This window comes from Vulgatibacter incomptus, from assembly GCF_001263175.1.
GTDB lineage: Bacteria > Myxococcota > Myxococcia > Myxococcales > Vulgatibacteraceae > Vulgatibacter > Vulgatibacter incomptus.
This window is the reverse complement of record NZ_CP012332.1, coordinates 3,521,554-3,545,443: the sequence shown is the minus strand read 5'-3', so window position 1 is coordinate 3,545,443 and position 23,890 is coordinate 3,521,554. Positions and strand designations below refer to the sequence as shown.

24 protein-coding genes are annotated in these 23,890 nt (G+C 67.1%); 12 read left to right on the top strand and 12 right to left on the bottom strand.

The window, feature by feature from the left end:
* The first annotated feature begins 61 nt into the window (after positions 1-61).
* From AKJ08_RS14800 to AKJ08_RS14785, 5 genes are all read left to right on the top strand, one after another.
* A complete protein-coding gene (locus tag AKJ08_RS14800; RefSeq protein ID WP_169788842.1) occupies positions 62-1,087 on the top strand; it encodes an EH signature domain-containing protein in 1,026 nt (341 codons plus the stop codon).
* Positions 1,088-1,226: 139 nt separating this feature from the next.
* Positions 1,227-3,989: a DEAD/DEAH box helicase gene (locus AKJ08_RS14795; RefSeq protein WP_050726769.1), complete on the top strand. Its 2,763-nt coding sequence runs from the start codon at positions 1,227-1,229 to the stop codon at positions 3,987-3,989.
* 101 nt (positions 3,990-4,090) lie between these two features.
* Complete coding sequence (locus AKJ08_RS19455) at positions 4,091-4,756, top strand: hypothetical protein (protein ID WP_157370718.1); 666 nt, start codon at positions 4,091-4,093, stop codon at positions 4,754-4,756.
* 396 nt (positions 4,757-5,152) lie between these two features.
* On the top strand, positions 5,153-6,070 hold the full coding sequence (locus tag AKJ08_RS14790) for an NAD(P)/FAD-dependent oxidoreductase (protein ID WP_050727608.1): 918 nt from the start codon (positions 5,153-5,155) through the stop codon (positions 6,068-6,070).
* A gap of 26 nt (positions 6,071-6,096) precedes the next feature.
* Positions 6,097-6,714 carry a class I SAM-dependent methyltransferase gene (locus AKJ08_RS14785; RefSeq protein WP_050727607.1) on the top strand — a complete coding sequence of 206 codons (618 nt, stop codon included), beginning with the start codon at positions 6,097-6,099 and terminating at the stop codon, positions 6,712-6,714.
* Positions 6,715-6,721: 7 nt separating this feature from the next.
* Here the strand turns inward: AKJ08_RS14785 and AKJ08_RS14780 are convergent, their stop codons facing one another.
* The 4 genes from AKJ08_RS14780 to AKJ08_RS14765 form a co-directional block, all read right to left on the bottom strand.
* A complete protein-coding gene (locus tag AKJ08_RS14780; protein WP_240475359.1) occupies positions 6,722-7,615 on the bottom strand; it encodes a helix-turn-helix transcriptional regulator in 894 nt (297 codons plus the stop codon).
* Positions 7,616-7,654: 39 nt separating this feature from the next.
* On the bottom strand, positions 7,655-9,289 hold the full coding sequence (locus AKJ08_RS14775) for an NAD-dependent malic enzyme (RefSeq protein WP_050726768.1): 1,635 nt from the start codon (positions 9,287-9,289) through the stop codon (positions 7,655-7,657).
* A complete protein-coding gene (gene fumC / locus AKJ08_RS14770) occupies positions 9,286-10,701 on the bottom strand; it encodes a class II fumarate hydratase (protein ID WP_050726767.1) in 1,416 nt (471 codons plus the stop codon). Before fumC ends, AKJ08_RS14775 begins: the two co-directional genes overlap by 4 nt.
* A 106-nt stretch (positions 10,702-10,807) precedes the next feature.
* The gene (locus AKJ08_RS14765; RefSeq protein ID WP_050726766.1) at positions 10,808-11,170 is read right to left on the bottom strand and encodes a nuclear transport factor 2 family protein; all 363 of its coding nucleotides are present in this window, start codon (positions 11,168-11,170) and stop codon (positions 10,808-10,810) included.
* Between the two features lie 207 nt (positions 11,171-11,377).
* Here AKJ08_RS14765 and AKJ08_RS14760 point away from each other — a divergent pair, with 207 nt between their 5' ends.
* The 3 genes from AKJ08_RS14760 to AKJ08_RS14750 all read left to right on the top strand — a co-directional run bounded on the left by AKJ08_RS14760 (position 11,378) and on the right by AKJ08_RS14750 (position 14,602).
* The gene (locus AKJ08_RS14760; RefSeq protein WP_050726765.1) at positions 11,378-12,775 is read left to right on the top strand and encodes an NAD-dependent succinate-semialdehyde dehydrogenase; all 1,398 of its coding nucleotides are present in this window, start codon (positions 11,378-11,380) and stop codon (positions 12,773-12,775) included.
* A 94-nt stretch (positions 12,776-12,869) separates the two neighbouring features.
* Complete coding sequence (locus AKJ08_RS14755) at positions 12,870-13,451, top strand: TetR/AcrR family transcriptional regulator (RefSeq protein WP_050726764.1); 582 nt, start codon at positions 12,870-12,872, stop codon at positions 13,449-13,451.
* A 2-nt stretch (positions 13,452-13,453) separates the two neighbouring features.
* Complete coding sequence (locus tag AKJ08_RS14750) at positions 13,454-14,602, top strand: FAD-dependent oxidoreductase (protein ID WP_050726763.1); 1,149 nt, start codon at positions 13,454-13,456, stop codon at positions 14,600-14,602.
* A 74-nt stretch (positions 14,603-14,676) separates the two neighbouring features.
* On the opposite strand, the gene AKJ08_RS20955 is transcribed toward AKJ08_RS14750, so the two are convergent.
* Complete coding sequence (locus tag AKJ08_RS20955) at positions 14,677-15,345, bottom strand: CatB-related O-acetyltransferase (RefSeq protein ID WP_205624730.1); 669 nt, start codon at positions 15,343-15,345, stop codon at positions 14,677-14,679.
* A gap of 114 nt (positions 15,346-15,459) precedes the next feature.
* Entirely contained in the window at positions 15,460-15,639 is a 180-nt protein-coding gene (locus AKJ08_RS20755; protein ID WP_050726761.1) for a pirin-like C-terminal cupin domain-containing protein, read from the bottom strand.
* 225 nt (positions 15,640-15,864) lie between these two features.
* Between AKJ08_RS20755 and AKJ08_RS20950 the strand changes: the two genes are divergently transcribed.
* Positions 15,865-16,110 (top strand): type II toxin-antitoxin system RelE family toxin, encoded by a 246-nt coding sequence (locus AKJ08_RS20950; protein WP_157370716.1) that lies wholly within the window; start codon positions 15,865-15,867, stop codon positions 16,108-16,110.
* Here AKJ08_RS20950 and AKJ08_RS14730 read toward each other — a convergent pair.
* From AKJ08_RS14730 to AKJ08_RS14705, 6 genes are all read right to left on the bottom strand, one after another.
* Entirely contained in the window at positions 16,107-16,322 is a 216-nt protein-coding gene (locus tag AKJ08_RS14730; RefSeq protein ID WP_050726759.1) for a hypothetical protein, read from the bottom strand. The genes AKJ08_RS20950 and AKJ08_RS14730 overlap by 4 nt on opposite strands.
* A 278-nt stretch (positions 16,323-16,600) precedes the next feature.
* The gene (locus AKJ08_RS14725) at positions 16,601-17,521 is read right to left on the bottom strand and encodes a pirin family protein (protein WP_082343212.1); all 921 of its coding nucleotides are present in this window, start codon (positions 17,519-17,521) and stop codon (positions 16,601-16,603) included.
* 162 nt (positions 17,522-17,683) lie between these two features.
* Positions 17,684-18,649 (bottom strand): nucleotidyl transferase AbiEii/AbiGii toxin family protein, encoded by a 966-nt coding sequence (locus tag AKJ08_RS14720; protein WP_082343211.1) that lies wholly within the window; start codon positions 18,647-18,649, stop codon positions 17,684-17,686.
* The gene (locus tag AKJ08_RS14715) at positions 18,646-19,218 is read right to left on the bottom strand and encodes a hypothetical protein (protein ID WP_050726758.1); all 573 of its coding nucleotides are present in this window, start codon (positions 19,216-19,218) and stop codon (positions 18,646-18,648) included. Before AKJ08_RS14715 ends, AKJ08_RS14720 begins: the two co-directional genes overlap by 4 nt.
* A gap of 145 nt (positions 19,219-19,363) precedes the next feature.
* Entirely contained in the window at positions 19,364-20,356 is a 993-nt protein-coding gene (locus AKJ08_RS14710) for a metal-dependent hydrolase (RefSeq protein ID WP_050727604.1), read from the bottom strand.
* Between the two features lie 70 nt (positions 20,357-20,426).
* Positions 20,427-20,639 (bottom strand): alkylphosphonate utilization protein, encoded by a 213-nt coding sequence (locus AKJ08_RS14705; RefSeq protein ID WP_050726757.1) that lies wholly within the window; start codon positions 20,637-20,639, stop codon positions 20,427-20,429.
* A gap of 330 nt (positions 20,640-20,969) precedes the next feature.
* On the opposite strand from AKJ08_RS14705, the gene AKJ08_RS14700 reads away from it, so the two are divergent.
* The 3 genes from AKJ08_RS14700 to AKJ08_RS14690 all read left to right on the top strand — a co-directional run bounded on the left by AKJ08_RS14700 (position 20,970) and on the right by AKJ08_RS14690 (position 23,649).
* A complete protein-coding gene (locus AKJ08_RS14700; protein ID WP_050727603.1) occupies positions 20,970-21,404 on the top strand; it encodes a YciI family protein in 435 nt (144 codons plus the stop codon).
* An 87-nt stretch (positions 21,405-21,491) separates the two neighbouring features.
* Entirely contained in the window at positions 21,492-22,118 is a 627-nt protein-coding gene (locus AKJ08_RS14695; protein WP_157370715.1) for a hypothetical protein, read from the top strand.
* Positions 22,119-22,428: 310 nt separating this feature from the next.
* Positions 22,429-23,649 (top strand): ATP-binding protein, encoded by a 1,221-nt coding sequence (locus tag AKJ08_RS14690; RefSeq protein WP_082343210.1) that lies wholly within the window; start codon positions 22,429-22,431, stop codon positions 23,647-23,649.
* Positions 23,650-23,890 lie beyond the last annotated feature (241 nt).

Genomic DNA, 23,890 nt, shown 5'->3' with positions numbered 1-23,890 from the left:
CCTGAAGGCCTACGTCGGTTGGCTCCGTGTCGCTGGCCGACCCTCCGCGCTTCTGGCGGCCGTGAAGGCGTTCCTTCGCGACTATCCCCAGGCGGCGCCGACCTTCGACGAGTGGCGTCTCGCAATCGACCAGCTCCTTCGGGATTCGGCGAGCCCGCAGGGGATCGCCTGGCGGGAGCGCAACGAGACGTGGAAGTTGTTGGAAGCCGATGGACCTGGGGCGTTCGCGGACCAGCTCTGGCGTCGGTCTGACGGCATTCCGGTGCTGTTGGAAGGGGCTGGGTTCACCGACGACCTCCAGAACGCCCGGTTCGTCCACCTCGTGGCCGACGCGCTGTTGGATCGCTTGGGGCGTGAGCTCTCCCGCGGCTTGGCGCCGACGTCGCCGGCGGCGCAGCGTGTCGTTGCAATGGCGGTCGGCGCCGGACAGTTCCCGTACCCATCGCTTCGGACCAAGCTGCCCGGAGCGCTGCTAGGTCCCTACGTCGACCGCGACCCGGACGAGGCAGGACGCAAGTGGCTGGAGCGACTGTTTCTCGACTACTACGGGGATCCACGCATCGACACGAGCCGGTGGTTCGGAGTCGACGAACGCCATCGCGGGGTAATGCACCGATGGCTCGTGCGCCAGAGCCTCGAGGCGTTCTTCAGAGTGTTGGATGGCACGGCGGACAAGCGGCACTGGGATGCGCGGCGGGCGTTCTGGGGCAAGTATTTCGACGCAGGCGTGGTCGTTCAGGCATGGGTCGTCTTCGGACTCGATGCCTACAGAATTGCGACCGGGCGCTTGAACATGGACGGTCGTCAATTCGGTACCGTTCATGGCGAGCAGGACCAATCCAAGTCCGTATTGCTGATGCAGATTCGTGGCCCGAGAGGTTCGGTGGACATCGCGGAATGGAGCCATATGGGGAGATGCCGCGGCTGGCCTTCCGGTGGGTCCGGTGCGCCGCAGTTCTACCGGCGTCGCTACGACGGGTGGGACTTGAGAGGCGAGGCGCCACTCGAGCAAACGCATTATGCGGGAGGTTCGTGGATGCCCAAGGTGCGTGAGTGGATCGGGCTGCAGACCGGACTGCGGGTTTGAATGACATGAATACGGGTACGTTCGGACGAGAGGTCTCGCAGCAGGGATATCGATTCACGGCGCGGGGGGCGGGGCTCAACTCGAATTAGATGGCTGGGCGGCTCGAACCCTTGTCGACGAATCCGGTAACCCAATTCGCGTGGGACCGCTGCTCCGCCTCGTTTCGGAGGAGCAGGCAGTCCTGGAGGGGGCCACCGTCCTCGTCCCCCACGCTTCGATCGCCGGCCTCCACGACTCCGAGCTGCGCTCGCTCGGCCTCCCTCCGCGCGCCGCGCTCTTCTTGGCGATCGAAGCCAAGGGCACCCTGACGAGCTCCGATTTCCGGCTCCTCGTCACGCTCCGCCACATCGACGGTCGGCCGGTCTCCTTCTACGAGCGGATCGGCGCGGAGCTGCGCATGGGGAGCACCGTGCGCACGTTGGACGCCGCGCTCTTCTCGGCCCTGGAGGCGATCGACGGATTCAACGCCTCCCCGCCTACGGACCTCGACTCCCGCATGCTCGCGTGGGCCGCGATCAAGGAGCTCCTTCCGGAAGGCGCCACCGACAAATATCTCACCGAGTTCCGAGTCGCCTCGGCGCCTAGCTTCACGCTTCGTCCTTTCCGCAACGAGCAGGGCGAGCCGGACTTCGATCCGGTGCCTTGCCAGATCGAGACGATCGAAGGGTTGGATTCGGTTGAGCACGAAGCGCGGGAGGTGCTGCCGCCCGGCATGCAGAAGGAGTTCGCCGCGTCCTACCGGAGGAGGACGCAGGTGCCTACGAGGTACGCCGTCGGCGGCGGATGGTTCCTCGTGCTTCCGCCGCAGGTGAAGAAGGCGCTGGAGGTGGCACGGCGAGCGCAAGCAGGGAGCGTCGCCGAGCGAACGGCCTTCTTGAAGAACCCGCGCGCCTTCGTGCGCGAGGCGCTCGGGGACGAGCTGAACGAAGAACAGCTCGAAGGCCTCTTCTGGGACGAGGGCTTCAGCGACCGAGTGAAGGCCGTCGGTCTCTGGCAGCCAAAGGTGGTTCCCTGGTACTCGCAATCGGCGTCGCAGTGGATGCCGCCGGAGCACGTGGGACTTCGGATCGGCGACGTCGAACTCCGCCTCGAACCGACAGAGGTCCGCGCTCTTGCCGCCGACTTGGAAGGCGCGATCGCCCTCGGAACCGAGTCGATTCGGGTGGAGGAGGTCGACGTCCCGGCCACAACCGACTCGTTGGCCGCCGTCCGGCAGCTCGTGGACGTCCTCGACCGCTACCCTTCTGTCGAGGTGGTGCACGAGGCCGAGCCGCAGGAGGCGCTGCCGACCGTCGATGAGGAGAAGCCGGCCAAGCTCGCACTCCTCGTGAAGGATAATCTGGAGGAAGTCGAATACCGGCCCACCGTCCGCCGAATGGCGGCTCCGAAGGTTCGCCGGCCCGGGAACCTCGCGACGAGCTTGCTGCAGCATCAGGTCGAGGGACTGGAGTGGCTGCAGGACCACTGGATCGCCGGGCACCCCGGCGCTCTGCTGGCGGACGACATGGGCTTGGGCAAGACGCTCACTGCGTTGTCGTTCCTTGCCTGGCTGCGAGAGCGGCAGGACGAGGGCGTCGTGGGCCGCAAGCCCCTGCTCGTAGTTGCTCCGACCGGCCTGCTCCGGAACTGGCGCGACGAGCACGATCGGCATCTTCTCCGCCCTGGCCTCGGCATCCTCTGCGAAGGATTCGGCGCGGGGCTCAGCGGGCTGCGAACGACGAAGGGTACGGGAGGTGATCTCGCAGGCGGGCTCCCGACGCTCGACGTCTCCCGCTTCCAGAACGCGGACTGGGTTCTGACGACCTTCGAAACCCTTCGCGACTACCAGCACAGCTTCGGTCGCGTTTCGTGGGGTTGCGTGGTTCTCGACGAGGCGCAGAAGATCAAGAACCCTGCGGCCGGCGTCACCGACGCCGTGAAGGCGATGAAGACCGATTTCCTCATTGCCATGACGGGCACGCCGGTCGAGAACCGCCTAGCCGACCTGTGGAGCATCGTCGACACGGCCTGGGCCGGACGCCTGGGGTCGCTCAAGGATTTCCTCGGAACCTACGAGAACGAAGCCACCGAGGAGCGCCTCGAGGAGCTCCAGGTGGCGCTGACCGAGAAACCGCCGCCCCCGTTGATGAAGCGGAGGATGAAGGAGGACCATCTCCATGGGTTGCCGGAGAGGAGCCTCCACGTGAGGCGAATCCCGATGCCGGAGGTCCAGGCCACCGAGTATGCCAAGGCCCTCGAGTACGCCCGCGGCAGCCAGAAGAAGGGCGGGATGTTGGAGGCGCTCCACGCCCTCCGGCGGATTTCGCTGCATCCGTTCGCGGATGCCTCGACGAGCGACGGCGCTTGGATTGACGCCTCCGCACGCGTCCACGGGTGTGTCGAAATTCTCGACGGGGTTTTCGAGAGGGGTGAGAAGGCGCTCGTCTTCCTCGAGTTCCTCGAAGAGCAGGGGATCCTCGCGGAGCTTCTGCAGCGGCGCTACCGCCTGACGTCTCCACCCATGGTCATCAACGGCGGCGTCGCGGGCGACAAACGAAAGTCCCGCGTGGATGAGTTTCAGCGGCGCTCGGGGTTCGACGTGATGCTGCTTTCACCCAAGGCAGGCGGCGTCGGCCTCACGCTCACGGCGGCGAATCACGTGATCCACCTCTCGCGTTGGTGGAATCCTGCCGTCGAGGATCAGTGCAACGACCGGATCTACCGCATCGGCCAGAACCGGCCGGTCCACGTCCACCACGTGCTCGCGATCCACCCCCGCTACCAGGATCACTCGTTCGACGTGACCCTCCACAACCTCCTCGAGCGCAAGCGCCTCCTCAGCCGCTCGGTACTGGCGCCGCCTGCCGCCACGGACGCCGACGCCTCCGACCTCTTCGACGCGACGGTCAACGCCGGGAGGTGAGTCCAGCCATGGTCTGTTTGAGAACGGTTGTCGCGAAAGTCTAGGCCGCCGTGTCCGGTGCTGCAGTCCCGCTGCGACCACCCCAACCCTGAGGTCCGAGTATGTCGACTGTCTACGTCGCCCACTTGAAAGGCCGAGCTGAACTTCTCCTTCTCGCAGAGGCTGGACTCGACGAACGATCGAATGTGGCGTTCGACCCGAGCGGGCGAACTGTGACGTATGGGCACGCGCGGTTTGATCCGAGTTCCGAGCAGGAAATCGATCTCGATTCGCCGGAGATCACTGCCGTTCAACGACGGGCATACGAGCGACATATTGAGCGAGATGACCGTTTCGCATGGGTTGAAAGAGTCACAAAGGCTCTCGAGATGGCCGCCGCGCAACATCCCTTTCGACAGGGCGCGGATCGCTTTGGCGGCACGTTCCTGCCTCGTGGATTTTACAGTTGGGTCGACACGCTAGAAAAACTCGAAGGCTGGTTATTGTCCGCTACGGAGGAGGATGTGGTCGGCGATATCGGAACCTACGCTGGAACTCCATGGATCGAGACGTCGGTACCTGACGAAAATGGGACCTTCATCGGAGCGAGGATAAACGCAGACACACGGGCAAGAGGAGTCGCGCCCCTTTTGGTGTTCGTCAAACGATGCGGGGGCCCGGGTAGGGTGCGCGCGCAACGAAGTGGCGGAACGTTGCGGCTTCGTTCTGTCGATGGCGATGAGGTCTTCGAAGGGGCTGAGTACCTCTATCTTTACCATTCCCCATAGCGTTGAAGGCGCGCTCCAAGCGGTGCTCGTCGGCAACCGAAAGGGCGAAGGTGCTCGACGAATGGCCGAATGTGGCGGCCACCAGGATCAGCAGCCTCCCCGTCGCTCGTCGATCGCAAGTCCCCACTTGATAGCAAGGCCGCCTTCGAGGTTTGCCTGGCCGCGAAGCGCGACAGCCATGAGGCGCCGCGCAGCTTCCGCATAGGCCCTCCGATCGAAAACCTCGCCGATCCGATCGTAGCCCGCGCTCTACAACGCCTCGGCGCTCGGCGTTACGAATGCGGCATGGCGAAATGAGAGCGGATGTCGCTCTTGGAATCGCCTGGTCGTTCGCGGAGCTGCATGGCCGGCGCCGGGAACGTGGAGACGCAATCGCTCGATCCGAGGAGAACCGACATGCTCTACGACGTCGTCATCGTGGGAGGTGGCCCTGCCGGCCTCTCCGCCGCGCTTGCGCTCGGCCGTGCGCGCAAGCGAGTTCTGCTTAGCGATTCCGGGCCGCGGCGAAACGCGGCTGCGGAGCACATGCAGAACTTCGTGACGCAAGACGGGACGCCGCCGGGCGAGTTTCGACGGATCGGCCGCGAGCAGCTCGCTCGCTACCCGAACGTCGAGTCCAGGGAGGTGCGCGTCGAATCCATCTCGGGGTCGCGCGGGGCGTTTCGCGTGGACCTGACGTCGGAACGCGTGGATGCTCGGCGCGTTCTGCTGTGCACGGGGATGGTCGACGAGATGCTCCCGATCGATGGCTTCCGCGAGCTCTGGGGACACTCCGTCATCCAGTGCCCCTACTGCCATGGCTGGGAGGTGCAGGACCGCCGGTGGGGCATCCTCGCTCTGGCCGCGGGCGCGTCGCACTTGGTCCCTTTCGCTCTCCAGGCGCGCGGGTGGTCTCGCGACGTCACGGTCTTCACTGACGGGAGCTTTGACGTCGCGCCGGACGTGCGCGCCCAACTCGAGGCCGCGGGCATCCGGCTCGAGACGGCACCCGTGTCGCGTCTTGTCGCGCGGGACAATCGGCTCGAGGCCGTCGAGCTCTCGAGCGGCGCCGCCGTGCCCTGTGACGTGCTCTTCGCGCATCCTCCACAGCGGCAGGTGGAGCTGGTCCGTGCGCTAGGCGTCGAGCTCGACGACGACGGCTACGTTCGGGTGGACCCGATGAAGCGCGAGACCTCCGTCCCCGGCGTCTACGCGGCGGGCGATCTGACGACCCGCATGCAGGCCGCCATCTTCGCTGCGAACGCTGGTACGCACGCCGCTGCGATGATCAACCTCGAGCTCTCGATGGAGCTCGCGTTGGCCGGGGCGCTCTGATGGGCGTCGACCACGAAGGAGCCTGCATGACCCACGGATCCGATGCGGACTTCTGGGACCGGATGTACCGCCATCGCAAGGCCGCCCCATGGAGCGGGGAGCCGAACGTGCTGCTCGCGGAGACGGCCGCCGACCTCCCTCCCGGGGCCGCACTGGACGTCGGTTGCGGCGAGGGCGCGGACGCGATCTGGCTCGCCAAGTGCGGCTGGACCGTGACGGCGGTGGACCACTCGAACGTGGCGCTCGATTGTGCGCGCGAAGCTGATAGTGCAGGGCAGGTGCGGTGGCTCCAGGCAGACCTGCTCGATTGGCAGCCGCCCTCGGAGGCGTACGACCTGGTCTCGGCCCACTTCCTTCACGTCGCGCCCGAGGAGCGGGGCGGATTTTTCGGCCGGCTCGCCATGGCCGTGCGGCCGGGAGGGACGTTGCTCTTCGTCGCGCACCATCCCTCCGATCTCGAGACGGCGATCGGTCGACCTCCGATCCCCGACCTCTACTTCACGGCCGAGGAGGTGGCGGCGACGCTCGAGACTGACGGCTGGGAGCTCCTCATCAGCGGAACGCGGCCGCGCAGCGCCTCGGCGCACGGAGGCGGCACCATCACCGTTCACGACATGGTGTTGAAGGCGCGGCGGCTCCCCTGAGGCCGCTTCAGCGCTCGGTCCCGGATCCGTGGTCGACCCGCGGACCGCGTGTCTGAGCCGCTCGCCACGCAGCCGGCGTGGCGCCGTACTCGCGCCGGAACATCCGGATGAAGTGCGTCGCGTCGGCGTAGCCCACGCGCTCGGCGACGACGTCGACCATCTCGTCGGAGTGGAGCAGGAGCCGCTTCGCCTCGGCCATCCGTCCGCTCACGATCCACTGCACGGCGCTTCGACCGGTGGCCTGCGTCAGCGCGGTGGTCACGTAGGTGGGGCTCCGCCTGACCGCTGCGGCGACGTCGTTGAGGGTCAGGGGCCGAAGGCAATTGCGCTCGATGAAGCGAAGCGCTTCGGTCACGACACTACCGCCGGTCGCTCGATGAGCCCCGCTCGAGCTCGAGGCCCGGTCGACCTCGGCCAGGATGAGGGTGAGCAGGCTCCTCTGAATGGCGTCGAGAGCTTCGCTCGGCCCCTGTGGCTCGCGCCCGAGGTTCTCGAGCTCCCGAAAGAGCCCTTCGAGGTAGGCGTGGCGATCCGAAGGGATTCGCACGACCGCAGAGGCCCCGTCGCGCACGCGCTCGAAAGGCTCGAGGAGCGACGCGCTCCCATCCGAAGCGAAACACGGCACGCAGAAGCTCAAGCCCCAGAGCTCCAGGCCGTCCGTCTCGAGCATGCGATGCGGTTCGCCCGCAGGCACCAGCAGGACATCGCCTTCACGGAGGTTCCATTCCCCGTTCAGCTCCACGCGCGATCGCCCGCCAAGGTAGAAGCCGAGCGCCGCGTGGCTGTGCGTCACAGGTGGGTGGCTTGGAGCCAACTTGCCGACGTGCGACTGCCTGGCCGCCACCACGGTCCGGCTGCTGTCGGTCAGGAGGTCGCGGGCGATGGGGCGAACGCGTGTCACTCGGCGGATCTAACACCCGACCCACAGGCGCGCGATCCTTCAATGTCGGGTGAAGCTCGGGTACCGCGGCTCGTAGGCATGCGATCGGATGAACGAGCCCACGTCGTCCGGCCGTTCGACGCGCGCGAGTCCCTTCTCGAAGATCGACTCTGCGACCTTGCTCGCCGTGTCCAGCTCGACCTCGAGGAGGTTCGACTGCGGCGGAAAGAGCATTCCGTCGTCGAGTTGGTGCTGGGTGACCTGGTCGGCCACGGCCTTCGCGGCCGCGACGAACATCTCGTCCGTGACCCGCTTCGCCTGGGTCGCGTAGATTGCCATCCCCATCGCCGGGAAGATGTAGACGTTGTTCGCCTGGGACGGAACGAGGGTCTTGCCGTCGAGGTGCAGGGGCGGGAACTGCACGCCGGCTGCGTAGATCGCGCGGCCGTTGGTCCAGCCGTAGGCCTCCCGCGGCGTGCACTCGGCGTGGTCGGTGGGGTTGGAGAGCGCGAAAATGATCGGCCGGTGGTTGAGACGGCCCATCGCTTCCACGACCTTCTTATTGAACGCCTTCCCGACGGTGCTGACGCCGATGATCGCGGTCGGCTTGAAGGCCTCGATCGCCTCGACGAAGTCCTTCGTTGGCTTCATGGAGTGGGCGTAGGGCTTCTGGAAGTCCTCGAGGTCCTTGCGGCTCGACTCGATCAGCCCGTGGATATCGAAGAGGGAGATCCGCCCCCGGGCCTCCTCCTCGCTCAAGCCCTCCTGGCGCATGGCGGACGCAACCAGGTCGGCGATGCCGATCCCCGCAGAGCCGGCGCCGAGGAAGAGGATCCTCTCCTCGGAGAGCTTGCTTCCCTTGATGCGGACCGCGTTCATGAGGCCGGCGAGCGTGACCGCCGCCGTACCCTGGATGTCGTCGTTGTAGCAGCAGACCTTGTCGCGGTAGCGCTTCAGGAGGTGGACGGCGTCGACCCCGGTCCAGTCCTCGAAGTGGATGCAGCAGAGGGGGAAGACGTCCTGCACCGCGCTCACGAACTCGTCGACGAACTCGTAGAGCTCCTCGGTGCGCGGGCGAGTCCGGCGCAGACCCAGGTAGAGGGGATCGTGGAGGAGCTCGTCGTTGTTGGTCCCCGCGTCCAGGAAGGCGGGCAGGAGCACGCGAGGAGGGACGGCGGCGGTGGCGGTGTAGAGCTGGAGCTTGCCGATGGGGATGCCCATGCCGTTGGCGCCGATGTCGCCGAGGCCGAGGATGCGGCCTCCGTCGGTGACGCAGATGACCCGGACGTCCTTCTCGGGCCAGTTTCTCAGCACGTCGCGGACGTGTCCTTTTCGGCTCAGCGAGAGGTACATCCCGCGGGGGCCGCGGTAGATGTGGCCGAACTTCAGGCACGCCTCGGCGATGGTGGGGTCGTAAACGATCGGCAGGAAGTGCGCCGGATCGCTCATGAGGACCTTGTAGAAGAGGGTCTCGTCGTGATCGAGGAGGGCGTTGAGATAGATGTAGCGGTCGAGGTCCGTGTTCTTGTGGCCGAGCTGCTGATGGACGCGCCGGATCTGTAGGTCCTCGTCTTCGACCGCGTCAGGCAGGAGCCCGACCAGGCCGAGCGATTCGCGCTCCTTCGCCGTGAACGCCGTCGACTTGGTCAGCCGTGGGTCGAGGAGGAGCTCCGTTCCGCGCAGGTCGGTCTTCATCGCCCCGCTCCTTCCTGGTCCGCGCCATCGGGATGGACCATCTTGCGCGGATCGACGATGCGATCGAACTCCTCCTCGTCGACGTAGCCGAGGCGCAGCGCCGCTTTCTTCAGCGTCAGATCCTGCTCCTCGGCGAGGTGGGCGATCTTCGACGCCTTGTCGTAGCCGATCACCGGAGAGAACGCCGTCACGAGCATGAGGGATCTCTCGAGATCCCGATCGATCTGCTTTCGATTCGGCTTGGTCCCCTCGATCAGGAAGCGCCGGAAGTTGTGGCAGCCGTCGGCGAGGATGCGGAGCGACTGCATCACGCCGGCGATCATCAGCGGCTTGTAGACGTTCATCTCGAGGTAGCCCGACGCGCCGGCGAACCCAACTGCGACGTCGTTAGCCATCACCTGCACCGCGATCATGGTCAACGCCTCGCACTGCGTGGGGTTGACCTTGCCGGGCATGATGGAAGAACCGGGCTCGTTCTCGGGCAGGTCGAGCTCGTGGAAGCCGCAGCGCGGTCCGCAGGCCAGGAGGCGGATGTCGTTGGCGATCTTGAAGAGCGAGACGGCGAGGGTGCGGAGGGTCCCCGAGAGCATGACGAGCGCGTCGTGGGCGCCCTGCACGGTGAACTTGTTCGCCGCGGAGACGAAGTGGAGCCCCGTCAGGCGGGCGATCTCGGCCACGGCGGCCTCGGCGAATCCCCTGGGCGCGTTCAAGCCCGTGCCGACCGCGGTTCCGCCGAGCGCCAGACGGTGGACGGCGGGGAGGGCGTGCTCGATGTTGTCCCGAGCCTCGTCGAGCATGCCGACGTAGCCCGACCACTCCTGGCCGAGCGTCAGCGGGGTCGCGTCCTGCATGTGCGTGCGGCCGGTCTTCACGATGTCGGACCAGGCGTCCGCCTTGGAGGCGATCGCGTCGCGGAGCTGCTTCAGCGAGGGCAGGAGGCGCTGACGGGTCGCGAGCGCGGCCGCGATGTACATCACCGACGGGAAGGTGTCGTTCGACGACTGGGACATGTTGACGTGGTCGTTCGGGTGAACGGGCGTCTTCGAGCCGAGCGGCGTGCCGGCGAGCTGGCAGCACCGATTGGAGATGACCTCGTTGACGTTCATGTTGAACTGGGTCCCGCTCCCGGTCATCCACACGTGGAGCGGGAACATGTCCCTATGCTTGCCGGCGAGGATCTCGTCGCAGACCTGGACGATGAGGCCGTGCTGCTCGTCGGTCAGACGGCCGGCCTTGTGGTTCGCACTCGCGGCCGCCTTCTTGAGGATGACGTACGCGTCGATCAGCTCTCGGGGCATCAGGTCGTCGCCGATGCTGAAATGCTCGAGAGAGCGTTGAGTCTGCGCACCCCACAGCTTGTCCGACGGGACCGAGACCTCGCCCAGGCTGTCCTTCTCGACGCGATCTCCCATGGGGCAACCGTAGGGACATGGGGCGTGCCCGCCAACCTGCAGCGGGCGGGTCCCTCAACTGCCGGCGGAGCTGGCGTCCCGCCGACCTGCGGGCAACTCGGGCACCTCAGGGGAGCTCGTCGAAGAACAGATAAATGGAGGCGATCCGACCGTCCCGGGTCGTGATGAAATCAGTCCCGGCGTAGGCAGGCGCCTCTCCAGGACGGCCCGATACCCATTTGATCCGTCCGCCACGGCCCAGTTCCTCGGGCTCGGCGATTGGCTTGTAGCGAAAGTCGGGGTGGGTGGCCCGGATCGCGCCCGCGACGCGATCGATCTCGTCCCGGCCCCGGTAGACGCCCTTGGACTCGTAGAACACGCAATCTTCGGTGAGGAGCTCGTCTATCGCCGCGCGCCGGCGCGCCGGGTCGTTTTCACCGAAGACGTCGCTGAGATTGCGGGTCAGCAAGGTCGAGATGCTGTGGGACATGGCTCTCCCCTCTGGGCATCGTGTGGGGCGTCCCCATAACTTGGGGGCGGGGAGCGTGCGCGGGAGGCCTATGGCCGCCGAACTAAGCGATGCTCGACGCCTCGGCACGAGATCGCCGAGCCGTTGCCATGATCCGGGTGGATCGGATCCCACCCGCGAAGCGTGGGGACGCGTCGCGGCGTCGGAGAGCCTCGAGGAGGAAGGCGCATGGGCATCGCCACGATCAACCCCACGACGGGCGAGACGCTCCGGACGTTCGAAGAGCTGGACGACATGGCGCTCGATCGGAAGCTGGGCAAGGCGGCGGCGGCCTTTTCGCGCTGGAAGCGGACGAGCGTCTCGGAGCGCACCCAACCGTTGGCGAAGGCGGTCGAGGTCCTCCTCGCCGAGCGCGAGCGCCTGGCGCGCCTGATGGTCGAGGAGATGGGCAAGCCCATCGCCGCCGCGCGCTCCGAGGTCGAGAAGTGCGCGTGGGTGTGCCGGTACTACGCGGAGAATGCCGAGCGCTTCCTCGCGGATACGCCGGTCGAGACCGGCGACGCCCGCTCGTTCGTGCGGAACCTTCCGCTCGGCCCGGTCTTCGCCGTGATGCCGTGGAACTTTCCGTTCTGGCAGGTCTTCCGCTTCGCGGCGCCTGGCCTCATGGCGGGCAACGTGGGGCTGCTGAAGCACGCTTCGAACGTGCCGCAGTGCGCGCTCGCGATCGAAGAGGTCCTCCTCCAGGCGGGGTTCCCGGAGGGCGCGTTCCAGACGCTGCTCATCGGCCACCGGAAGGCGTCGAAGGTGCTCGGAGATCCGCGGGTGGTGGCGGCCACGCTGACCGGCAGCGGTCCCGCCGGTTCGTCGGTCGCGGCGCTCGCGGGGAAGCTGCTGAAGAAGACGGTGCTCGAGCTCGGCGGGAGCGATCCCTTCATCGTGATGCCGAGCACGGATGTCGAGGCCGCGGCGAAGGTCGCCGTGGCGGCGCGGAACATCAACGCCGGCCAGTCGTGCATCGCGGCCAAGCGGTTCATCGTTCATCGCACGGTCTACGCGCGGTTCCTGGAGGGCTTCCTCGACGAGCTGTCGAAGATGAAGGTCGGCGATCCGATGTCCGAGGAGACGACGATCGGGCCGCTCGCGACCCAGAGCATCCGCGACGGTGTGGCGCAGCAGGTGGAGGACGCCGTGCAGAAGGGCGCGCGCGTGCTCACGGGCGGAACGGGCGTTGGAGACCGGGGATGGTTCTATGCGCCTACCGTCCTCACCGACATCCCCAAGGACGCCCGCGCCTTCTCGGAGGAGATGTTCGGGCCGGTCGCCTCGATCTTCCGGGTAGAGGATTGCGACGAGGCGATCGCGCTAGCGAACGCGACCGACCTCGGCCTGGGGTCGAGCGTGTGGACGGAGGACCCGTTCGAGCAGGAGCGCTTCGTGAACGAGCTGGAGGCGGGCATGACGTTCGTGAACGCGATGGTCGCCTCCGATCCCCGCCTCCCGTTCGGCGGCGTGAAGCGATCCGGCTACGGGCGGGAGCTGGCTCGCGACGGCATCCTCGAGTTCGTGAACCGCAAGGCGATCTCGATCGCGTCCACCGGAAGCGGCTCGCGCTCGGACACGGAGTAGCGACCAGAGCGGCGGGCTTGACGCGCGGCGCTCACATGCGTACTGATTGAGCGTGCTCAGTGAGTGAGGCGCGCTCAATGGAGGAGCGAACCGCGTGAATCTTCGTGACCGCCAGCGGGAAGCCACCCGCGCTCTCCTCCTCGAAGCAGCCGCTCGTCTCGTCGCCGAGCGCGGCGCGGAGGCTGCCACCACCCGCGACCTCGCCCGGGCAGCCGGCGTCGCCGCGGGCACGGTCTTCGCGCACTTCCCCGACAAGGCGAGCCTCTACGAAGCCCTGCTCCACGAGCACATCGAGCGCGCGCTCGACGGGGCGCTCGCGACGCTCCCAGCGGGCTTCGTGGACCAGCTCGCGCACGTCGCAGAGGCGCTCTGGGCCGCTTACGACTCGCGCCCGGACCTCTCGCGGGTGCTCATCGCCCAGACGCTCTTCCTGAGCGATCCCGAGCGCCCGCTGGCGAAGCAGCTCGCGCGGTTCCAGGGCTGGTTCGTCGAGCGTCTGGCCGCCGGGCTGGCCGCGGGCGAGGTGCCCCCGATCGACCCGCAGCTCGCGTTCGCGACGTTCTTCTCGAGCTACCTCGGCCTGCTGCTCTCTGGGCTGCGCGGCGAGCTTCCGCCCGAAGCGCGCGCGTCCTTGTTCCACGCCTTTCTCGTCCAGTTCTTTCGAACTCGGGAGTAGCCATGTCTCAGAAGATCCTCGTCGTCGGCGCCGGTATCGGCGGCCTCACCGCTGCGCGCGCGCTCGCGTTGCGCGGCCACCGCGTCACGCTGGTCGAGCGCACACCGCGCTTCGAGGCGGTGGGCGCGGGCATCATCCTCTCCATCAACGCGATCGCTGTGCTCGAGGCGATGGGAGTGGACGTCCGCCCAGCCGGGCACCGCCTCCTGCGCATGGACACCGCCGACGAGGCCGGACGTCCGCTCGCGAGCATCGACCTGTCGGCGTTTCGCGACGAGCTCGGCGAGAGCTACGCCTTTCACCGCGGCGAGCTCCACGAAGCCCTGGCCGCGGCGCTCCCTCCGAGCGTCGAGCTGCGGCTGGGCACGGAGCTCTGCGGCCTGGAGACGAGGGCCGACGGCGTCGACGCGCGCTTCGTAGACGGCTCCTCGGGACGCTGGGATCTCGTGGTGGGTGCCGACGGAATCCGCTCCCGGGTGCGGGCGCTCGCCGGGTGCGACGTCCCGCTGCGCTACAGCGGCGACACTTGCTGGCGCGCGGTGGTCCCCGTTTCCGGCACCGGCGGCACGACAGCGGCGGAGGCCTGGGGGCGCAACGGCGCGCGCTTCGGGACGGTGCCGCTGGCCCGCGGGCGCGCCTACGTGTTCCTCGTGCTTCCCTGCCAGGCGGGATCGCGGCCACCGTCGTGGAGCGAGCTCTCGGCGCGCTTCGGCGCATTCGGCGGGCTCGCCGCGTCGGCCTGGCCGGGCGTCACGCCGGAGGCGCTGATCCACCACGACCTGCACGAGCTGGAGCGCATCGAGTGGGGTACGCCGCGGGTCTGGCTCCTCGGGGACGCTGCCCACGCGATGACGCCGAACCTGGGCCAGGGAGCGGGCATGGCGATCGAGGACGCCGCTGCCCTCGCGCGCGCGGTCTCGGCGGACCTCGAGGCTGGTTTCGCCGCGTACAAAGCCACCCGCCACGCCCGCGTCGCGGACATCAAGGAGGGCTCACGCCGCTTCGGCGTCGTGGCACGCGTGGGAAATCCCGCGCTCCGGTGGGCGCGAAACACGGCATTCCGGCTCACGCCCGATTCGGTCACGCAGGCAGGTCTCCGGCGCGTCGCCTTGCCCGGCGTGCAACTCGCGAAACGTTGGTCTGTCGCCTGACGGCGGTTCCGCGAGGGACCGCGCCGCGAGCAGACGAGCGCCCAGGCCGGCCTTGCCCGAAGGTCGACGCAGCGCTATTGCAGGTCGTATTCGCGGACGGCAGCCTCCAGCGCGTCGACATCGCTCGAGCAAAGCCTGGACCTCAGCGCCTCGAGCTTTTCGCTCGGCCAGTCGTAGATTTTGAGCCGGAGCAGCCTCTCGACCGTCTCCGCAGGGAAACGCGTGCGCAAGGGTGCGGCGGGATTGCCGGCAACGACCGTGTAGGGTGCCACGTCCCTCGTTACGATTGCGCCGGACGCAATGACCGCGCCCTCTCCGATCGTGACGCCGGGCATCAGCATGGCGCGCATCCCAATCCATGCCCCGTCACCGATTCGCGTATCTCCCTTGCCGACGTAGGACTCGGGCATGGACTCGACGAAGGGGTAGAGGCTGAACCAGTCGGTCCGGTGGGTATGGTTGCCGCCCATGAGGATGACGGCCTCCGCGCCGATGCAGACGAAATCGCCGATGTAGAGCTGATCGATCGGCCACTTCGGTTCCCACGCCTGGAGGCTGTAGGCGTCTCCATAGAGGTAGCGCACCACGCTTTCCTCGAAGCCGCCTGTCCATGCATCGCTGTAATAGCTGTGCGTGCCGCGAACATGGATGTTCGGATTGGTGACCGCCTCGTGAAGATATTCCACCTTCGACCAGTGCTTCTGTCGGGAGTTCCTTGCGGTCATTTGGTCCTTGGTCTCCATGCGGACCCAGCCGCAAAGTGCGTGGGCTTGCTGTCCCACGGATCGTGGACCCGGGCGCGAGGCCGGCGACGAGCTCGCGAGGACGTCGCCGGCCCTCGGGCCGAGGGGCGCTGATCACTCTAGATAGCCGAACTTGCCGCTCCGGACGTCCATCATCGCCTGCTGGATCTCGGCCATGGTGTTCATCACGAACGGACCGTACTGCACGACGGGCTCGTCGAGAGCTACGCCTTTCACCGCGGTGAGCTGGTCCCGCAGGCAGGTCTCCGGCGCGTCGCGTTGCCCGGCGTGCAACTCGCGAAACGTTGGTCTGTCGGCTGACGGTGGTTCCAGGACCGCCTCCTCGACGAGCTCTTCGCGCGGCGACGTCCGGGTGAGGACGAGGGGGCGTGATCGGGGGCGACGTCACCCCAAGGGTGCCGGAGGGGGGGCAACCGTGCGGGGGTGACGCGGTCCCGCACAGTCTTTCCACAGGTTCGATTTGTTCGTCGGACGCCCGCACGCTTAGGGTGGTTGTCCATGCGAACGGTCGAGTATCTGCCAGCCGCTCAACGAGACCTCGCAGCCATGCCGAAGCAGGATTCCGCAGGCATGATCGCTGCTCTCGATCGCTTTGCCGAAACCGGCGCCGGCGACTTGCGGAAGTTGAAGGGACAGCGAGATCGGTGGGCGCTTCGGTGGGGAAACTGGCGCGCGATTTACAGTCCCGATGGCCGGATCGTTCGCGTCCTTCGGGTCATGGATCGAAAAGAGGTCTACCGTTAGTCCAAACCAAGGGCGCGGCGCATTTCAGCCGACGAAAGACGGGGACCGCCTTCGGCTTCGGCTTCGTCGAGAGAACGCACGTCCTCTTCGGTCAAGGGCTCGTCGTCGAGCGGCGCGCGGTCCATCGCACGCCGTACCGGATCCACAACCGGCCGCTTGATGGCACGGCCGCGTGTCGAGGATGCGAGAAGCTTGGATGCGAGCTTGGACATGAAGCGCTTCCTACCGGCTCCAGCCGGAGCCTCTTCGTACAACATAGGCCGCCCGCGGATCAATTTCGAGTGGCCGGCTAGCTGCCAAGGTTTGAATGGCCGGCATGTCCGCATGATCGCCGGCCGCGCAAGACGGAATGGCGCCCCGCCAGTGGATGTGGATGATCGCTCGTCTGGCTCCCTTGCCGGCAAGCGAAGCCCTCCTTTGTCGCTTGGATGACTGGCGAGGCGCGAGGCCGGCGACGACCTCGCGTCGCCGACCCCTCTGACCGAAAGGCTCAGTCCAGGTAGCCGAACTTGCCGCTTCGGACGTCCACCATTGCCTGCTGGATCTCGGCCATGGTGTTCATCACGAACGGGCCGTACTGCACGACAGGCTCGTCGATGGGCTCGCCGCTGAGGACCAGGAGCTGCGCGTCCTCGCTCGCGACGATGTCCAGGCGATCGCCCACGTTCTGGAAGACCACGAAGTCGTGGAGGTTCGCGCGCTGGCCGTTCAGCGACACCGTTCCCTTCATGACGAGCACCGCGAGGTTACGGCGCGCCGGGAAGTCGAAGGAGGTGCGGCCGTTCGCCGCGAGCGCCACGTCGAATACGTCGATCGGCGTGAACGTCTTCGCCGGGCCGCGCACGCCTCCGTACTCGCCGGCGAGGATGCGGACGGTGCCGGCTCCCTCGGGCAGCGTGACGACGCCCATGTCCTTCGACTCGATGGCCTGGTAGCCAGGCGGCCCCATCTTGTCGGCCTTGGGGAGGTTCACCCAGAGCTGCACCATCTGGAAGGGACCGCCGCGCCGGGACCAGCCTTCCTCGTGATACTCCTTGTGAAGCACGCCCGACGCCGCGGTCATCCACTGGGCGTCGCCCGGGCCGATGACGCCACCGCCGCCCGCGCTGTCGTGGTGCGCGACGCTTCCCTGCCACGCCCAGGTGACGGTCTCGAAGCCCCGGTGCGGGTGCACGCCCACGCCGCGCGGCCGCTCGCTCGGCGGGTATTTGTACTCCGGGTGGTAGTCCATCAGCACGAACGGGCTGAGCTTCTTCGCCGCGTCCGGGATCGCGTGGAAGTAGCCCGCGACGCGGAAGCCGTCGCCGACCCAGTGGAGGGGCGGCTGATGGTAGATGCCATCGATGAGCCGCGGGGCCGCTTCTCTTGCGGAGTCGGTTCGCGCGCGCTCCATGCTGGTCTGCGTCGACATTTCGTTCCTCCTGATTCGCGTGGTTTCGATGCCGGCGACGGCCCTTCGTTGCGAGCCGCCGCGCCGGCCGAGCCATCATGCGTACGGGAACGGATGGCACAATGGAGTCGGAACGGGATGGACTGTTCCGAACCGTGGAACGAACGCTTTTCGCGGAGTCGTTCAGCCGAGATTGGAAGCGATCCATGTGCGGATCGTGGCGCTCGCCTGCTCAACGCTCAGCCGTGGTCCCCAGAACATCTCCTGAAGCGCTGCGTGGGCGCTCCGAATCCCGTCCCAGCGGGAGCCGATTGCAGGTGCAAAGGCTGGATCGTCGGCGGCTGGCATCGCGACGATCTGTTTCTGCGCGAGCATCTCGTCGGCCAACGCGCGCACGCTGTCGTAGCCGACTAGCGGCGGAAGCCTCGCGCTCGCCTCGGCCAATTTGGCCGCGTCCTCGTAGTGGCGCACGAAGGTCTGCGGAAACGCATTCTCGTTCCGGAAGCGTCGGTGGAGCGCGTCGAGCTTCTCGAGAAGTGTCACGAGAGGGTGGACGCACCGAACGCTCTTGGCGCGGTTGTCGTCGAACGCCGTGAGCGTTCCGGTCGCGACCAGCTTCTCATGGACCCAGGATGTCAGGTCTTGGGCAACGTACGGTGTGACACGGGCGCTGCCCACTTCGAGGCGTACGTGGCTCGAGATCATCCCTGGGAGCTCATTGGAGTAGAGGCCGGGATAGAGGACGAGAAAGTTCGCACCGCGCCAGGTTTTGTCGGCGGTTTCCTGATCCAGCTCGACCTTGCAGCTGGGCACTACGAGCGACTTCGAGAGTTGCTCAAAATAGGCCTGTCGCTCGGAGGTCGCCTTCGTGCCCTCGCTCTTCCAGTTCGACACTGTCGGCAGCGCGGCCACCGTGCCCGGCTCGATCTTCAGGTCGAGGTCCTCGGAGAAGCGCTCGATGAGACCGAAGCCCTTCGAGAGCGAGGTGCCTCCCTTGAACCAGACCTCGAGGCCGCCAACGGACAAGGCCCACAGGGTGTGCGTCACCCAGTAGTCTTTCTCGACGATCGACCGGCTCATGCCTCGCTCGCCGGCGACGATCCTCACGAGGTCGGCAAATTCCTCGTTGTTCTCGTGGACGAAGCTCACGAGGCGCTCTCTCGGAGTGCCTCGTCGACGAGCGCGCGTGTCGCTCGGGAGCCGTAACGCTTCGCCATGTCCCGCAGCCGCTCACGGTCGAATCGCCCGCGAGCGAGGGCGTGGGCGAGCACCTCGGCGATCTCGATGGGAGACGCTGCGGCTTGGTCGGCGTGCTCGAGCAGGTCCACGACGAACCACTCGGCAGGCGGGTTTTCAGGAAACGCCACGCGCCGGAGGACGAATCGACGGTTGCCGAAGGTGAACGTGCCCGACCGCTTCGTGTTGTACACGAGCGGCACCGCGAACACGGCGGTAGTGCCGAGGCCTAGCGCGTTCCAGCGCTCCGGCCCGGTGAACACGAATGGGCCGCCATCGAGGAAGGCGCGCATGATCTCCTCGTCGAGCGGGGGCACGGGACCGAACCGGCTCTGCCTCGGATGCGCGAACAGGCCATGTGCCAGCGGCACGAGCTCCCCCTGATCGACCAGGCGCTTGGCGAGCCGGGGCGCGTTCGCGCTCCAGCTGGCCAGGTCCCGCGTGCGGTAAACGCGGCCGGGCTCGAGGTGCGGAGTCGACATGGCGTATGAATCCTTCCGAAGAAAAGATACGCCACAAGGCCGGCTGCGACAAGGTAGCGGGGGAAGCGGCAACGATTCCAATTGCTTGGCTAGGAAGCGCGCCCCGGGCTCGGGCGCAGAGTCGCGAGCCGGGCCGGAGTGCGGCCTATCGGCTCGACTTCCACCGCTCGACGATCTCGGCGCTGGTCCCGCCGCGATCGAGGCGGGCGTCCCGGGTGGCGCCCTCGCGGTCGACGTCGACCACGATCGAGAGGGTGGGCTCGCCTCCGAGGTGGTAGCGCAAGTCGGCAATCCGCACCTGGTGGCCGCCGTCCTCGAGAGGCTCGACCGAGACCGTGGGCAAGCGTGCCCAGGCGAGCGCCTCCCGCACCGCTTCGTTCGCGCCGAGGTCCGCGGGGAGCGGCGGTGACATTGGGATCCGCCGCTGCGACTCGACTGCGCCGAACAGCTGGGCCACGCCGGCCTCGTATCCCTCCGGGACCTCCGCGACCCAGCGCCAGCGATGCGCGGAGAGCAGCGAGGGGAAGACCTCGATCCTCGAGGCGGTCGGGTAGGCGGCCTCGAGCCGGCCCTTCACGATCTCGCGCGAGATCCCGCGGAATCCGAGGTAGGCGCAGGAGACGGCGAGGCCGATGGTCAGCGCTTTGCGCCAAGACGCGCGCTTCACCCACGCGAAGATCAGCCCCGCGAGGAGCGGGAGCGTGACGAGTGGGTCGACCACGCCGGTGAGATCCCAATGCAGCCGTGCGTCCGTGAACGGGAGCAGGGCGCGCGTTCCCCATCCCGTCCAGAGGTCCGGGGCGAGGTGCGCGAAGAGCACGGCGCCGAGCGCGAAGCCGAAGGTCGGCAGCGCCCGGGCGCCGCGGAACAGGGCGCAGGCGAGGCCGGTGGCGACCAAGGCCCAAAGCGGCGTGACCACGATCGCGTGGGATATCCCTCGGTGCGCGTGGAGCGCGTGCATCGCCTCGTTCGCTGCCGGGAGGAGCGTGTCGAGGTCGGGCAGCTCCGCGGCCACAAGCGAGGCGCAGAGGACCGCCTTGTCCGTCGCCGAGAACGGCCGGCCCGTCCCCGGTCCGCCATCCGGCCTGCGCAGCGCGCCGATCGCGAGGCCGAGAAGGCCGTGGGTGAGGTTGTCCATCTGGATCCGAGCGGTGGAGCCGAACCGCATACTGTGGTGGAGGCGAGCCGTGCGCGCTCCATCCGCCGGGTCAGGCCTTCTTCAGGAACTCCGTCTTCAACACCAGGCCCTTCACCTTCTCGGCGTTGCACTCGATCTCGGTCTCGACATCGGTCAGGCGGATGTTCTTGATCAGGGTGCCGCGCTTGAGCGTGACGGACGTCCCCTTCACCTTCAGATCCTTGATCACCGTCACGGAATCACCATCGGCCAGCGTGCTTCCATGGGCGTCTTTCACGTTCACGAAATTCTTCTCCGCATGAAGGGGGCGCGCGACACTGCGCTTCCTTGGCCTCAGCCATAGGAAGCACAGAGCGCTCCGTCAATCGAATCGGCGGCTGGGCGTGGCGCGGCGCGTCGAACCGACGCTCGGATCGCGACGGGAGTGGAGCCCGGACGGGTCGCCTCGGAGTTTGGGATCCCGGCGCCAAGAGTGATGGCCGTGCCAATTTCGACGTGGCCCGGAAATCGACCATCGGCGTGTCGATCCGGCAGAGTCTCGTTCGTCGTCCACTTGAAGCGCGAGATCGTCGCCATTTCCGGCGACGCAGCGCGCTTCCCAGGGAGAGAAGCGATGCGCGTGATGGTGCTGGTGAAAGCGACGAAAAACTCCGAGGCCGGCGCGATGCCGAGCGAGCAGCTCCTCACCGATATGGGGAAGTACAACGAGGAGCTGGTGAAGGCTGGCGTCATCGTCGCGGGCGAGGGCCTCCGGCCGAGCTCGACGGGCAAGCGCGTGGTCTTCTCGGGCGGGAAGAAGGCGGTGGTCGACGGCCCGTTCGCGGAAACCAAGGAGCTCGTCGCCGGCTTCTGGCTGTGGGAGGTGAAGTCGATGGAGGAGGCGCTCGAATGGGCGCGGCGCTGTCCGAACCCGATGCCGGGCGAGGAGGCGATCCTCGAGATCCGGCCGGTGGTCGAGGCCGAGGATTTCGGCGAGGCGCTCACCCCCGGGATGAAGGAGCAGGAGGAGCTGCTTCGCGCCCAGGTCGATCGTCAGCGAAGGGCGTGACGGCTTGGCGGCGCGACCCCTGAACCGATTCCGGCGGCCACTCCGTTGGAGAGCTTCCGCTTCGACGGGGTGGTAGTTTCCGTGCCCATGAGCATCCTCGAACGTCTCGCGTCGCCGCAGGGCCTTCGCACGCAGGAGCCCAACGAAGAGGCCGCCGCGCTCTGCCTGGAATCGCCTGAGCTGCTGGAGGAGATCGCCACGGGGCTGGCCAGCCGGGACGCGCGGCTGGCCGGCGACTGCGCCGAGGTGATGACCAAGGTCGGGGAGCGGCGCCCTGAAGTGACCGCGCCCTACGCCGAGGCGCTCGTCTTGGCGCTGGGCCACAAGAATGGCCGCGTCCGATGGGAGTCCGCACATGCGCTGGCGCTCGTCGCCGATCGCGCAGCGAAGGTGGTCGAGGCCGCGCTCCCGACGCTAGAGGGGCTGGTGTGCAACCACGACGGCGTGATCGTGCGCGACTACGCGATCGACTCGATCGCCCGGTGGGGGACCACGGCGCCCGCCCGCGCGAGCCGGGCGTGGGAGATTCTGCGCGACGCCCTCACCGCATGGGACGGACGGCACGCGCATCGAATACTGGGGCACGGCGCCGCCCTCGTCGCCCTGCAGCCGCGACTCGTAGGGGAACTGCGAGACGCCGCTGCCTCGTTCGTCGAGGACGAGCGCGCCGGTACCAGAAAGGCCGCCAAGGCGCTCGCGAAGGCGCTGGGCTGAGCGAGACAGAATCGACCCGAGCGAGGAGGAGGCGGTCTTCGCTCGGGACTTCGACCGGCGCGCGCCCGATGGAGGAGGATGAGCGTGTTCCAATACCTGAGCCTCCGGAGCAAGCGCGCAGGTCACTGGCCAACGATGAGAGGAGCGCTTCGACGATTACAGCGTTGCTGTAAGTTCTGTTGCTCCGGGCCTCCAACCGTTCGCCCTGGCGTCCTTTGAGCCGATAGGAGGCACGAGGCTACAGCCCAAGGTGTAGTTTGGTCGAAGTTTGACAAGTTACATAGACTCTGTTGTTCTTGGCGAGAATAACATGGAGGATGTAATCGTGGAGGCTCCAGCCAAAAACCCGTTTCGCCCCGGGGTCGGAATCCGCCCGCCCTACCTCGCCGGTCGAGAGGCTTCGCTGCGCCGGTTCGATTCCATGCTCCGCGCGGCGCCGGAGCAGCCCGCCAACATGCGTCTCACCGGGCTTCGCGGAGTTGGAAAGACCGTTCTATTGCAGGAGTTCGCCGACCGTGCGGCCGAGCAGGGCTGGGTCGCCGCCGTGCTCGAGCTGGGCCCGTCACACAATACCGATGCCGGCATCGCCGCCGCGGTCTCGGGCCTCGCGGAGCAAGCGCGCCTGAGAGTCTCGCGGATAGAGCGCGTAAAGGCGGCGATCGGCGGGGTGATGCGAGGGGCTGGGACTCTCTCGGTGACGTGGAGCGATGTGACGCTCGCCATCGACCCAGCGTGGGCCAAGCCTGGGACCGAAGGTATCGCGAAGACTCTCTTCGACCTCTGCGAGTTCGCGGTAGGCAAAGGGATGAATGGGGTGACCCTCCTCCTCGACGAAGCCCAGGTTATCCGGGACGACAGGGATCGAAAGGGCGAGCATCCCCTGTCCATCCTGGTCTCGGCGGTGGTCGCCATCCAGAAACAGATGGTGCCGCTGGGCATGGTCCTCTGCGGGCTGCCCACATTGACGGGAAACCTCCTGAAGGCGCGCTCCTATACCGAGCGGATGTTCCGAGCCGAAGAGATCGGTTCGCTCGCTCACGACGAGGCGAGGCGGGCCCTCGCGGAGCCGCTCAAGGATGGTCCGATTCGCATCGATGACTCCGTCGTGGAGAGGGTCGTCGACGAAGTGGAGGGATACCCCTATTTCGTTCAGCTCTGGGGAGCCGAGCTCTGGGACACGGCGTTCATGGCGGCGGCCGAGCAGATCTCGCCCGCGATGTTCGACGTGACGTCCGCCGAGGTCTACCGGCGGCTCGACCTGGAGTTCTACGACCCTCGCATCTCGACACTGACGCCGGCGGAACAGCAGGTCCTTTTGGACACCGCATTCGTCCAGTCCTATCCGCCCCTGCACGCGGCGGACATCAAGGACGTGAGCGACAAGAGCTCCGGAAATATCAACGTTTTGCTCGGCAGGATGGTCGAGTCTGGCGTGATCTATCGAGTTCGGATGGGGCAATACGACTACACGGCCCCGAAGTTCCGCCAGTACCTCTTGCGGAGGGCGAGGCGGGGAGGCTCACGGGCTTGAGTATGGCCGACGGCGCCTGAACGAGTGATTCTCGAGCTGACCCTGCGGCCATTGTACGCTCACTCCGCGAGCAACCTCCGCAGCAGATTGGCCCGATTCCTTGGAACAGTGCACGTTCGCTGCCGCTCGAGGTCGTGACCCCCGAGGCGCTCTCGATCGCCTGTGTGACGCGCACGCGTCAGACGGCGTCGCTACCGCGAGGGCATGCCGCAAGAAAGTTTCATGCTGGTCGTCGCGTCGT